The 12883-nt window shown below is 71.7% G+C and carries 11 protein-coding genes; 7 read left to right on the forward strand and 4 right to left on the reverse strand.

Annotation, left to right across the window (positions count from 1 at the left end):
- Nucleotides 1-180: 180 nt before the first annotated feature.
- From BJ961_RS07450 to BJ961_RS07460, 3 genes are all read left to right on the forward strand, one after another.
- The gene (locus tag BJ961_RS07450; protein WP_271320525.1) at nt 181-1269 is read left to right on the forward strand and encodes a branched-chain amino acid aminotransferase; all 1089 of its coding nucleotides are present in this window, start codon (nt 181-183) and stop codon (nt 1267-1269) included.
- A gap of 423 nt (nt 1270-1692) precedes the next feature.
- Nucleotides 1693-3297 (forward strand): citramalate synthase, encoded by a 1605-nt coding sequence (gene cimA, locus BJ961_RS07455; protein ID WP_271320526.1) that lies wholly within the window; start codon nt 1693-1695, stop codon nt 3295-3297.
- 47 nt (nt 3298-3344) lie between these two features.
- Nucleotides 3345-4697: a hypothetical protein gene (locus tag BJ961_RS07460; RefSeq protein ID WP_271320527.1), complete on the forward strand. Its 1353-nt coding sequence runs from the start codon at nt 3345-3347 to the stop codon at nt 4695-4697.
- A 47-nt stretch (nt 4698-4744) separates the two neighbouring features.
- On the opposite strand, the gene BJ961_RS07465 is transcribed toward BJ961_RS07460, so the two are convergent.
- Entirely contained in the window at nt 4745-5695 is a 951-nt protein-coding gene (locus BJ961_RS07465; protein WP_271416985.1) for a DMT family transporter, read from the reverse strand.
- Nucleotides 5696-5771: 76 nt separating this feature from the next.
- Between BJ961_RS07465 and BJ961_RS07470 the strand changes: the two genes are divergently transcribed.
- The gene (locus BJ961_RS07470) at nt 5772-6356 is read left to right on the forward strand and encodes a TetR/AcrR family transcriptional regulator (protein ID WP_271320528.1); all 585 of its coding nucleotides are present in this window, start codon (nt 5772-5774) and stop codon (nt 6354-6356) included.
- 179 nt (nt 6357-6535) lie between these two features.
- On the opposite strand, the gene BJ961_RS07475 is transcribed toward BJ961_RS07470, so the two are convergent.
- Nucleotides 6536-7093, reverse strand: coding sequence for a YceI family protein (locus BJ961_RS07475; RefSeq protein WP_271320529.1), 558 nt, complete (start codon nt 7091-7093; stop codon nt 6536-6538).
- Between the two features lie 173 nt (nt 7094-7266).
- Between BJ961_RS07475 and BJ961_RS07480 the strand changes: the two genes are divergently transcribed.
- The 3 genes from BJ961_RS07480 to BJ961_RS07490 all read left to right on the forward strand — a co-directional run bounded on the left by BJ961_RS07480 (nt 7267) and on the right by BJ961_RS07490 (nt 11556).
- Nucleotides 7267-9594: a polysaccharide lyase 8 family protein gene (locus BJ961_RS07480; protein ID WP_271416986.1), complete on the forward strand. Its 2328-nt coding sequence runs from the start codon at nt 7267-7269 to the stop codon at nt 9592-9594.
- Nucleotides 9595-9748: 154 nt separating this feature from the next.
- Nucleotides 9749-11332, forward strand: a complete 1584-nt coding sequence (locus tag BJ961_RS07485) for an acyl-CoA carboxylase subunit beta (RefSeq protein ID WP_271320530.1) — start codon at nt 9749-9751, stop codon at nt 11330-11332.
- Nucleotides 11333-11358: 26 nt separating this feature from the next.
- Complete coding sequence (locus tag BJ961_RS07490; RefSeq protein WP_123626370.1) at nt 11359-11556, forward strand: acyl-CoA carboxylase epsilon subunit; 198 nt, start codon at nt 11359-11361, stop codon at nt 11554-11556.
- A 183-nt stretch (nt 11557-11739) separates the two neighbouring features.
- Here the strand turns inward: BJ961_RS07490 and BJ961_RS07495 are convergent, their stop codons facing one another.
- Together BJ961_RS07495 and BJ961_RS07500 are read right to left on the reverse strand one after the other, a co-directional pair.
- The gene (locus tag BJ961_RS07495) at nt 11740-12321 is read right to left on the reverse strand and encodes a GTP-binding protein (RefSeq protein WP_009314218.1); all 582 of its coding nucleotides are present in this window, start codon (nt 12319-12321) and stop codon (nt 11740-11742) included.
- The gene (locus BJ961_RS07500) at nt 12302-12874 is read right to left on the reverse strand and encodes a DUF742 domain-containing protein (RefSeq protein ID WP_271320531.1); all 573 of its coding nucleotides are present in this window, start codon (nt 12872-12874) and stop codon (nt 12302-12304) included. Before BJ961_RS07500 ends, BJ961_RS07495 begins: the two co-directional genes overlap by 20 nt.
- Between the last annotated feature and the right edge of the window lie 9 nt (nt 12875-12883).

Genomic DNA, 12883 nt, shown 5'->3' on the forward strand with positions numbered 1-12883 from the left:
CGAAGCCGCGACATGAGGGAATGCTCGGACGTCCTAGCACCGGCCACCGGCCGTACGGGCGTGACCGCGGCCCGTCACAACACATACCGGTACTGCATCTCCCGGGGGACAACCCCCGGACCCCCGGCCGGACACGGACGCCGCCCGCACGTCTGCCAGGAAGCGAAGGACATTCACCTCATGACGACGCCCACGATCGAGCTCAAGCCCTCCGCCCACCCGCTCTCCGACGCGGAGCGGCAGGCGATTCTGGCCAACCCCGGGTTCGGCCGCCACTTCACCGACCACATGGTGACGATCAAGTGGACCGAGGGCCGCGGCTGGCACGACGGCCGGCTCGTTCCGTACGCCCCGCTCTCCCTCGACCCGGCCACCATGGTCCTGCACTACGCGCAGGAGATCTTCGAGGGGCTCAAGGCATACCGCCGGCCCGACGGGTCCGTCGCCACCTTCCGCCCGGAGAAGAACGGCGCCCGCTTCCAGGCCTCCGCCCGCCGCCTCGGCATGCCCGAGCTTCCGGTGGACACCTTCATCGAGGCGTGCGACGCGCTGGTCGGGCAGGACGAGAAGTGGGTCCCGGCGCACGGCGGCGAGGAGTCCCTCTACCTGCGCCCCTTCATGATCGCCACCGAGGTCGGCCTGGGCGTCAAGCCGGCCAACGAGTACCTCTTCATCGTCATCGCCTCCCCGGCCGGCGCCTACTTCCCCGGCGGCGTCAAGCCGGTCTCCATCTGGGTCTCCGAGGACCGCGTCCGCGCCGTCCCCGGCGGCATGGGCGACGCCAAGACCGGCGGCAACTACGCGGCCTCCCTGCTCGCCCAGGCCGAGGCCGCCGCCAAGGGCTGCGACCAGGTCTGCTACCTCGACGCCAACGAGCGCAAGTGGGTCGAGGAGCTGGGCGGCATGAACCTGTACTTCGTCTACGGCGACAGGATCGTCACCCCCTCGCTCACCGGCTCCATCCTGGAGGGCGTCACCCGCGACTCGCTCCTCACCGTCGCCCGCGACCTCGGCTACGAGGCCGAGGAGGGCCGCGTCTCCGTCGACCAGTGGCAGCGCGACTCGGAGAACGGCACCCTCACCGAGGTCTTCGCCTGCGGCACCGCCGCCGTGATCACACCGGTCGGCACGGTCAAGCGGACCGGCACCGAGTGGCAGCAGAGCGGGGGCGAGCCGGGCGAGGTGACGCAGCGGCTGCGCGACGCACTGCTCGACATCCAGCGCGGCACCGCCGAGGACAAGCACGGCTGGATGCACACCCTGGCCTGAGCACGGCGGTCGTGAGGTGAGGGGCCGCCCGGCGGGAACGGGCGGCCCCTCACCGTCTCCCGTCTCCACTCGTTCGCCGTCCGTCCGCCGGCCCTGGTCTTCCGTCCGTCCGGATTCGGACGCCCGCTGCTCGCATCCTGAGACGGGCGGTGAGAAGGGGGACGGAGTGTGCCAGACTCGCCGCGTGCTCTCGTTCGCCATGATTATTGGCAGCAGGCGCGCCGGTCCGCAGTGACCACCACGTACGACCAGGTACGGGTGGACACCGTCGTCCTCGACCCGCGCGCAGACCTCTCGCACCCGCGAGAGGTTTTTCGTTTTCCTGGCCCACCTCCAGCCGGGAAGAGAGCGCGGGGGATCATAGACGGACGGTGGAACCGGTCATTCCGGTAGACCGAGATCCCATACAGGAGCCTTCAGATCATGACCGCAACCAGCGAACTCGACGATTCGTTCCACGTCTTCGACACCACCCTGCGCGACGGCGCGCAGCGCGAGGGCATCAACCTCACGGTCGCGGACAAGCTGGCCATCGCACGGCACCTGGACGACTTCGGGGTGGGCTTCATCGAGGGCGGCTGGCCCGGCGCCAACCCCCGGGACACCGAGTTCTTCGCCCGGGCCCGGCAGGAGATCGACTTCCGCCACGCCCAGCTGGTCGCCTTCGGCGCCACCCGCCGCGCGGGCGCGAAGGCAGCCGAGGACCACCAGGTCAAGGCACTGCTCGACTCCGGCGCCGAGGTGATCACCCTGGTCGCCAAGTCGCACGACCGGCACGTCGAGCTGGCCCTGCGCACCACGCTCGACGAGAACCTCGCCATGGTCGCGGACACGGTCTCCCACCTCAAGGCGCAGGGCCGCCGGGTCTTCGTCGACTGCGAGCACTTCTTCGACGGCTACCGCGCCAACCCCGAGTACGCGAAGTCGGTCGTGCGCACCGCCTCCGAGGCCGGTGCCGACGTCGTCATCCTGTGCGACACCAACGGCGGCATGCTCCCGGCGCAGATCCAGGCCGTCGTCGCCACGGTGCTCGCCGACACCGGCGCCCGGCTCGGCATCCACGCCCAGGACGACACCGGCTGCGCCGTCGCCAACACCCTCGCCGCCGTCGACGCGGGCGCGACCCACGTCCAGTGCACGGCCAACGGCTACGGCGAGCGCGTCGGCAACGCCAACCTGTTCCCGGTCGTGGCCGCCCTGGAGCTGAAGTACGGCATGCAGGTCCTGCCCGAGGGCAGGCTGCGCGAGATGACGAGGATCTCCCACGCCGTCGCCGAGGTCGTCAACCTCACCCCCTCCACGCACCAGCCCTACGTGGGCGTCTCCGCCTTCGCGCACAAGGCCGGACTGCACGCCTCCGCGATCAAGGTCGACCCGGACCTGTACCAGCACATCGACCCCGAGCTGGTCGGCAACACCATGCGGATGCTGGTCTCCGACATGGCGGGACGCGCCTCCATCGAGCTGAAGGGCAGGGAACTCGGCATCGACCTCGGCGGTGACCGGGAACTGGTCGGCCGGGTCGTGGAGCGCGTCAAGGAGCGCGAGCTGGCCGGCTACACGTACGAGGCCGCGGACGCGAGCTTCGAGCTGCTGCTGCGCGCCGAGGCCGAGGGCAGGCCGCTCAAGTACTTCGACGTCGAGTCCTGGCGCTCGATCGCCGAGGACCGGCCCGACGGCAGCCACGCCAACGAGGCCACGGTCAAGCTCTGGGCCAAGGGCGAGCGCATCGTCGCGACCGCCGAGGGCAACGGCCCGGTCAACGCCCTGGACCGCGCCCTGCGGGTCGCGCTGGAGAAGCTCTACCCGGAGCTGGCCAAGCTCGACCTGGTCGACTACAAGGTGCGCATCCTGGAGGGTGTGCACGGCACCCAGTCCACGACCCGGGTCCTCATCTCCACGTCGGACGGCACGGGGGAGTGGGCCACGGTGGGCGTCGCGGAGAACGTCATCGCCGCCTCGTGGCAGGCACTGGTGGACGCCTACGCGTACGGACTGCTGCGGGCGGGGGTCGCGCCCGCCGAGTGAGTGGGTCCCGCATGTCTCATCGAGGCTCATGCGGGTACGCCGAACGTATGAGTGGCGTTCGTATGCGAGTCCTCATACGTCTCCTGGTCGCGCCGGTCGTCGCCGCGCTGGCGGTACTGATGGCCGGTGCGCCCGGCGCGCAGGCGCAGACCAGTGTCTCCGAGATCGGCGCGGCCCTGCGCGAGAGTCCCGTGTACGTGGACCCGGCCGCCACCGACCTGCTGTCCAAGGCGGACGCGGAGGCGCTCGCCGACAAGATCGAGGCCGCGGACGAACCCGTGTTCGTGGCGGTCCTCCCGGCGGGCTACCCGACCTCGGACCTCTTCCAGAACCTCCGCACCGAGACCGGCATCACCGGTCTGTACGGCATCCGTCTCGGCGACCGCTTCGACGCCCGCGCCGACAGCCGCGTGCTGAGCCGCCAGGGCGTGCACAACCTGGTCACCGCCGTCCAGGGCGCGGGCGATCCCAAGGCCCAGCTGAACGACTTCGTCGACGACGCGCTGCGCAGCGTGCGCGGCTCCGCCCCCTCCTCCTGGGACTCCGGCCAAGGCTCCGCGCCCACGGGTGCCCTGATCACCGCCGGCGCCGTGGTGGTGCTGGGCGGCGCCGGCGTCTACGCGCTCTCCCGACGCAACCGGCGGCGCCGCGAGGACGAGCAGCGGGCGGCGCTGGAACGGCTGCGGGTGGTGGTCGACGAGGACATCACCGCGTTCGGCGAGGAACTGGACCGCCTGGACTTCCACCCCGCGGAACCGGGGGCCGACGACGCGATGCGGGCGGACTACGAACGCGCCCTCGACGCCTACGAGCAGGCCAAGACGTACATGGCGGACGCGCGCAAACCGGAGGACGTGCGCGCCGTCACCCAGGCCGTGGAGGACGGCCGCTTCTCGCTCGCGCAGCTCGCCGCCCGCCGCGAGGGCAGGGCGCTGCCCGAACGCCGTCCGCCCTGCTTCTTCGATCCGCGCCACGGCCCCTCGGTGGCCGACGCCACCTGGACCCCGCCGGGCGGCGTGACCCGACAGGTCCCGGTCTGCGCCGCCGACCGGGCCCGGCTGGCCGACGGACGGGACCCGATGATCCGCGAGGTGGACACCGACCAGGGCCGCCGCCCCTATTGGGACGCGGGCCCGGCCTACGGCCCCTGGGCGGGCGGCTACTTCGGCGGCGGCATCCTGCCCGGCCTGCTGGTCGGCACCATGCTGGGCAGCATGATGGCGGGCCCCGCCTACGGAGCCGGTTACGGCACCGGGTACGGAGACTTCGGCGGCTACGGGGGCGGCGACGTCTCGGGCGGCGACTTCGACCCCGGGGACTTCGGCGGCGGGTTCGGCGGCGGTGACTTCGGCGGTGGCGGCGGGTTCGGCGGGGGAGGGGACTTCGGGGGCGGCTTCTGAGCCGCGTGCGGCGTCTGCCGCCGGAGGCCGGCGCCTGGCGGCGGGGGTCAGCGCCTGCCGCCGGAGGGCACGGCCGGACCGTCCGCGCCCGACCGCGCGGGCCGCCCGGACCGCGCGAGCCGAGTACGGGACGCGCCACCCCCGCGTCGGACGACGGCCACGGCCGCGAGGCCGACCGCCAGGCCCAGCGCGGTCTGGACGCCGAAGTGCTCGCCGAACATGAGGGCGCCCCACACGGCCGTCACCGGTGCCATCAGGAACATGAGCGTGTTGACCTCGGTGATCCCGGACCGCCGCAGGATCAGCCAGTACAGCCCGTAGCCGCCGAAGGTGGGCAGGACCACCAGCCAGGCGGTCGCCACCCAGAACGAGGAGTCGGCGGGCGGCGTCGCCGACCCGGTCCCGAGAGCCAGGCCGGAGAAGAGGACGGCGCTGGTCGCACAGTGGATCGTCAGCGCCACCCGGGGGGCGACGGGGGCGCGGGTCCGGCCCTCCAGGAACGTGGCCGCCACCAGGGAGAGCATGCCGAGGAAGGGCACGAGGTAGGCCCACCAGGCCACCTCCGCGCCCGCCGCCGCCGCGTCGGCGACCGTCACCGTGGCCACACCCGACAGTCCGAGCCACAGTCCGAGCCACTGCCCCCGCGAGACGTACTGCCGCAGCAGCGGTCCGGCGAGCGCACCGGCGACGAGTGGCTGGACGCCGTCGATGAGGGCGGTGGTGCCGCTGGAGACGCCGAGCGCGATGGCGTAGTACACGCTGAGCAGGTAGCCGCTCTGCGACAGCGCGCCTATGGCGATCTGCCGGCCGGCGCCCCGGAGAGTCAGTCCCCGCCACGCCGCCCGGGAGAGCGCCGCGGCGGCGACCAGGACCACCGCGAGCGGCAGGAAGCGCCACATCAGGAGGGTGGGCGTGGCCGCGGTCTCCGCACCGAGCTTGGCGCCGATGAAGCCGGAGCTCCAGCACAGTACGAAGGCGGCCGGGAGCAGGGTGTTCACGTCGACCACTTCCAGAGTAGACAGATCGGTTTACTCGCCCCGGGTGTCCACTATACAGACCGGTATACTTGAGGTCATGGGTCCAGAAGAGAAACCGCGCCGCGTCCGGATGACGCCCGGCGCGCGACGGGTATTGGAGGCCGCCGAGCGGCTGTTCTACGCGCACGGCATCCATGCCGTCGGCGTGGATCTCGTCGCCGCCGAGGCCGGGGTGACCAAGAAGACGCTGTACGACCGGTTCGGCTCGAAGGAGCAGATCGTCGTGGAGTACCTGGCCGGGCGCGACGAGCGCTGGCGGGAGCTGCTGGCCGCGCGGCTTGAGACGGCGGGGGAGGAGCCCGCGGACCGGGTGGTGGCCGTCTTCGAGGCGTCGCGCGCGTGGTCGGCGCGGTACGGGGCCAGGGGGTGCAGCATGATCAACGCACATGCGGAGATCGGCGACCCGGCCCATCCGGCGCACCCGGTCATCACCGGGCAGAAGCGGTGGATGCTCGACCTGTTCACCGGCCTGGCCCGGGAGATCGACCCGGCCGGAGCGGACCGGCTGGGGCGGACGCTGACGCTGCTGCACGAGGGGGTGCTGGTCGCCCACGGGCTGGGGATCGTCCCCGACCCCTTCGGCGCCGCCCTCGACGAGGTGCGGGAACTGCTGCGCAGGTGAAACGGGCGGCGGCCCGGGGGCGTGCCGCTACGGTGCGCCCGCGGGAGGGGGAGGCGGTCGGCGGACCGCTCGGTCGCCCGGTACGACGCGATCCACCGGACGATCGGCCGGCCCGGCCGCCGTATCCGGGTCCGGGCCGCCGTCGACGTGGATCGCCGCCCCCGAGGGGGCGCGGGGTGTCACGCCTGCTTGATCGCCGAGATGTCGAAGTTCAGCTTGATCTTGTCGGACACCAGCACGCCGCCCGTCTCCAGGGCCGCGTTCCAGGTGAGCCCCCACTCCGAGCGCTTGATCTCGGCCTTGCCCTCGAAGCCGACGCGCTCGTTGCCGAACGGGTCCTTGGCGGCGCCGTTGAACTCCAGGTCGATGCTGAGCGGCTTGGTCGTGCCGAGGATCGACAGGTCGCCGGTGATGCGGTAGTCGTCGCCGCCCAGGGACTCCGCCTTGGTGGAGCGGAAGGTCATCTTCGGGTGTTCGCCCGTGTTGAAGAAGTCCGAGCTCTTCAGGTGGCCGTCGCGGTCGGGGGAGCCCGTGTCGATGCTGTCCATCGTGATGTCGAGGGTCGCGGTGGAGCGGGACGGGTCGGCGCCGTCCAGGTGCAGCGTGCCGGTGAAGTCCAGGAACCGGCCCTTGACGTTCGTGACCATGGCGTGGCGTGCCGTGAACCCGATCGTCGTGTGGGCGGGGTCGACGGTGTAGTCGCCGGTCAGCGTGGAGAGGTCGGGGGTGGTGGTCATGGTGTCCTCCGTGAGGGATCGGGGCCCGGCACGGACCGAAGCCCATAAGTTGAATGTTCAACCAGTCCAACGGTGTCGACTGTAGACCTATTCCGCGCGGGCATCAACAGTCACGCACGGCGTGGCGCGCGTGCCGTTCCGATTCCGGCCGCGGCGTGATAGACGGCATGAGCATGACCCCACAGCGCCCCACCGCTCCCACCCGCCGCGCCGTCCTGCTCGCCGCGGCCCTGGCCACCGGCCTCACGGCCGCCCCCCGCGCGGCAGCCGCCGCCGACCCCTACGAGGCCCTCCGCCTGCGCTGGCTCGAGATCGCCCTCGGCACCGGCTACGACCCGGCCGCCGAGCCGTACGCCTCCCGCCTCGCCGAGACCGGCGAACGCGCCCGCGACCACCGCGCCACCATGACGCCCACCCCCACGTCCCTGTGGCCGGACCACCCCTTCGACCCGCCCGCCGGCATCACCTTCGCCTACGGCCGCCTGTGGACGATGACCGAGGCGTACGTCCAGCAGGGCACCGGCTCCACCGGCGACCCGGCGCTCCTCGCCGACATCCTGCGCGGCCTCGACCACCTGTCGGCCACCGTCTACCACCCCGCCACCACCCGCTACGGCAACTGGTGGGAATGGCAGATCGGCAGCCCCCGCCTCCTGACGGACATCACGGCCGCCCTGTACGACCACCTCGGCGCCGACCGCGTCGCCGCCGCCTGCGCCGCCGTCGACCACTTCGTCCCCGACTCGATGCTCGGCGACTACACCGGCACCTCCACCGGCGCCAACCGTGTCGACCTGTGCCGCTCCGTCGCCCTGCGCGGCATCCTCGGCCGGGACCCCGCCAAGATCACGCTGGCCCGGGACGCCCTCTCCCCGGTCTTCCCGTACGTCACCGAGGGCGACGGGCTCCACGCCGACGGCTCCTTCGTCCAGCACACCTGGATCGCCTACTCGGGCACGTACGGCCAGGTCATGCTGGACGGTCTGGGCCGGCTGTTCACCCTCCTCGCCGGATCCGAGTGGGAGGTGACGGACCCCGGCAGGCAGATCGTCCTCGACAGCGTCGAGCACGCCTACGCGCCCCTCGTCCACGACGGACTCGTCATGGACGCGGTCAACGGACGCGCGATCAGCCGGGGTTACCTCAAGAGCGACGACCTGCACGTCATGCGCGGCGACCACTTCCACGGCCAGCAGCTGATCGCCGCCATGGCCGTCCTCGCGGGCGGCGCGAGCGACACCGAACGCCAGCGCTGGCACGCCCGGATCAAGGGCTGGATCGAGCGGGACACCGTCACCCCGCTCCTCACCGCGCCCCAGTTCCCGGTCGCCGACCTGGCCAGGTTGCACACGATCGCCGACGCCCCGGGCGGGGCCGCACCCGAACCCACCGGACACCGGCTCTTCGCGGCCATGGACCGCGCCGTCCACCGCCGCCCCGCCTTCACCGCGGCCCTCGCCATGGCCAGCGACCGCATCGCCCACTACGAGTGCGGCAACGGCGAGAACCCGCGCGGCTGGCACACCGGTGCGGGCATGCTGACCTGGTGGGTCAACGGGACCAGGTCCGACCAGTACACGGACTGGTTCTGGCCCACCGTCGACTGGTACCGGCTCCCCGGCACCACCGTCTCCACCCGGCGCCTGGCCGACCGGGCGGGCGGCGAGTGGGGCGCACCCAAACCCGACGTCCGCTGGGTCGGCGGCACCACCGACGGCGAGTACGCGGCCGTGGGTCAGCACCTCAAGGGGCTCGGTTCGACCCTCGAAGCCCGCAAGTCCTGGTTCCTCCTCGACGACTCCGTGATCTGCCTGGGTGCCGGCATCACGTGCGCCGACGGCGTCCCGGTCGAGACGATCGTGGACAACCGCAACCTGGGGGAGGGCGGCGACCAGGCCCTCGTACGCGGCCGGCACTGGGCCCACCTGGAGGGCCACGGCGGCTGGATCGTGCCCGAGGGCGACCTGCGGACCCTGCGCGAGGACCGCACCGGCGCCTGGTCCGACATCAACACCACCAGCACGACCGAGCGCCGTACCCGGCGATGGCAGACCCTCTGGCTGGACCACGGCACGGACCCGGACGACGCCGGCTACGTCTACGTCCTCATGCCGGGCGCCTCCCGGGGAGCGGTGGCACGCCGGGCCGCCGACCGCCACCGGTTCACCGTCCTGGCCAACGACGACCGGTGCCAGGCGGTCGCCGCCCCACCGCTCGGACTGACGGCCGCCAACTTCTGGCAGGCCGGCACGGCGGGCCCGCTCACCGCGACGGCCGGGGCGAGCGTGCTGGTCCGTCGCCGGGGGCGCGGCGCTACCCTCTGCGTCAGCGAACCGCCGCGCACCGGAGAGCCCCTGGAGATCGTCTGGGACCACCCGGTGAAGGCCGCGCTGCGGGCCGACGAGACGGTCGAGGTCCTCGCGACCGGCAGCCGACTCCACCTCCGCATCACTCCAGGGGTGGTATGTACCACCCATGAATGTGAGGTGACTCTCAGCTGACGGCTTTGTGTGACCTCTACAAGCCGGAGGGCCTCTGAGCAGTCGAAAAGGCTGCGTGTCGCGCGAGTACTGTTCGGTGCTACCAGGAAAACGGGCCGGAGACTGTACGGAGTCGACGCCGCGCATTCCTTGGTCGGCTTCGTACAGTCGCTACATGACCGTTTTGGATGAGGCGCCGGGTGAGCCGACGGACGCGCGCGGGCGAGTGGCCGAGCTGCACGAGATCCGTGCGCAGGCGCTGGCCGGGCCGAGCGAGAAGGCTACGGCGGCGCAGCACGCCAAGGGCAAGCTGACGGCGCGGGAGCGGATCGAGCTGCTCCTGGACGCGGGTTCGTTCCGCGAGGTCGAGCAGTTGCGCCGGCACCGGGCGACCGGGTTCGGCCTGGAGGCGAAGAAGCCGTACACCGACGGTGTCATCACCGGCTGGGGCACCGTCGAGGGCCGTACGGTCTTCGTCTACGCCCACGACTTCCGGATCTTCGGCGGTGCGCTGGGCGAGGCCCACGCGACGAAGATCCACAAGATCATGGACATGGCCATCGCGGCCGGTGCCCCGCTGGTCTCCCTGAACGACGGTGCCGGAGCCCGTATCCAGGAGGGCGTCAGCGCCCTGGCCGGGTACGGCGGCATCTTCCAGCGCAACACCAGGGCGTCCGGCGTCATCCCGCAGATCAGCGTGATGCTCGGCCCCTGCGCGGGCGGCGCGGCCTACAGCCCCGCCCTCACGGACTTCGTGTTCATGGTCCGCGACACCTCGCAGATGTTCATCACGGGCCCGGACGTGGTCAAGGCCGTCACCGGCGAGGAGATCACGCAGAACGGACTGGGCGGCGCCGACGTGCACGCCGAGACGTCCGGCGTGTGCCACTTCGCCTACGACGACGAGGAGACCTGCCTCGCCGAGGTCCGCTACCTCCTCTCCCTCCTCCCGCAGAACAACCGGGAGAACCCGCCCCGCACCGAGTCCTCCGACCCCGCGGACCGCCGCGGCGACGTCCTGCTCGACCTGGTCCCGGCGGACGGCAACCGGCCGTACGACATGGTCAAGGTGATCGAGGAACTCGTCGACGAGGGCGAGTACCTGGAGGTCCACGAGCGCTGGGCCCGCAACATCATCTGCGCCCTGGCCCGCCTGGACGGACAGGTCGTCGGCATCGTCGCCAACCAGCCGCAGGCCCTGGCCGGCGTCCTGGACATCGAGGCGTCGGAGAAGGCCGCCCGCTTCGTCCAGATGTGCGACGCCTTCAACATCCCGATCATCACCCTCCTGGACGTACCCGGCTTCCTGCCCGGCGTCGACCAGGAACACGGCGGCATCATCCGCCACGGCGCCAAACTCCTCTACGCCTACTGCAACGCGACCGTGCCGCGGATCTCGCTCATCCTGCGCAAGGCGTACGGAGGTGCTTACATCGTCATGGACTCCCAGTCCATCGGCGCCGACCTCACCTACGCCTGGCCGACCAACGAGATCGCCGTCATGGGCGCCGAGGGCGCCGCCAACGTCATCTTCCGCCGTCAGATCGCCGACGCCGAGGACCCCGAGGCCATGCGGGCCCGCATGGTCAAGGAGTACAAGGCCGAACTGATGCACCCCTACTACGCGGCCGAACGCGGCCTGGTCGACGACGTCATCGACCCCGCCGAAACCCGCGAGGTGCTCATCAGCTCCCTGGCGATGCTCCGCACCAAGCACGCCGACCTGCCCTCCCGCAAGCACGGCAACCCGCCGCAGTGATCCGAGGAGCCACCTCCATGTCCTCCATGTCCACTCCCGACATCCGCGTCGAGAAGGGCCACGCCGAGCCCGAGGAAGTCGCCGCCATCACGGCGCTCCTCCTGGCCCGCGCCGCCGCCCGCCCCGTCGAGATCGCGCCGACCCACGGCGGCGGCCGAGCCCGCGCGGGCTGGCGCCGCCTGGAACGCGAGCCGGGCTTCCGCGCCCCGCACAGCTGGCGCTGACCTGAGATGCGAGCAGGGCCCCTCCGCCAGGAGGGGCCCTGCTCGCTTTCAGGGGCGCGGGGAACTGCGCGACCAGCCACGACGCACCCGCACCCGACAACGCACCCGCACCCGCACTCGGCAACAAAACCGCCCCCGACGGCCCGGTGGCCGCAGGGGGCGTGTCGCAGGCTGAGCGACGTGCTAACGCAACCGCGCCATCAGCGCGTGCTCCACGAGCGTGATGAGCGCGGACTTCGCGTCGGCCCGATGCCGCGCGTCCGTCGTGATGATCGGCGTGTCCGGACCGATCTGCAGCGCCTCCCGGACCTCGTCCGGGTTGTACGGCTGCTGCCCGTCGAACCCGTTCAGCGCGATCACGAACGGCAGTCCGCTGTTCTCGAAGTAGTCGACCGCCGGGAAGCAGTCGGCCAGCCGCCTCGTGTCGACCAGCACGATCGCGCCGATGGCGCCGCGGACCAGGTCGTCCCACATGAACCAGAAGCGGTCCTGGCCCGGCGTACCGAACAGGTACAGGATCAGGTCCTGGTCGAGCGTGATGCGGCCGAAGTCCATGGCGACCGTCGTGGTCGTCTTGTCCCCCGTGTGGGTGAGATCGTCGATGCCCGCGGACGCGGATGTCATCACGGCCTCGGTGCGCAGCGGATTGATCTCCGAGACGGCGCCGACGAACGTGGTCTTGCCCACGCCGAAGCCGCCCGCCACCACGATCTTCGCGGAAGTGGTGGAGCGGGAAGGCCCTCCGCTAGAGCTTGCGAAGTCCACTGAGCACCCTTTCGAGCAGTGTCACGTCTGGCTGGCCGCCGGCGCTCTCGTCGCCGCCGGGCTGATGGATGGCGACCAGGCCCGCCTCCGCCAAGTCGGCGACGAGGATCCTGGCCACGCCGAGAGGGATCGTCAGGAGGGCCGAGACCTCGGCCACCGACTTGATCTCACGGCAGAGATTGCAGATCCGCTGATGCTCGGGCAGCTGGCCCTGCATCTGGTGCGGCTGCGCGGTGGTGTGCACCAGCGCCTCGATGGCGAGCTGGTACCGGGGCCTGGTGCGGCCGCCCGTCATGGCGTACGGACGCACCAGGGGGTTGTTCGACGCCCCGGCGGGCGCAGGCTCGGGGGTGCGGCGCTGCGGCTGCACGGGCTGGATGCGCGGAGCGTGCGGCTGGTCGTACGGCGAAGGGCCGGGGCCCTGCGGCGCGTACGGCTGCCGGTGGCTCGGCACGGAGGGGTAGCCGTACCCGTTCGCCGAGCCGTCGCCCCGGCCCTGACCCGGGCCGTACGACCAGTTGCCCGCTGACGGACCGCCTGGGGGTGTTGCCACTTGTTCCTC

The organism is Streptomyces lienomycini (genome assembly GCF_027947595.1).
Classification (GTDB): Bacteria; Actinomycetota; Actinomycetes; order Streptomycetales; family Streptomycetaceae; genus Streptomyces; species Streptomyces lienomycini.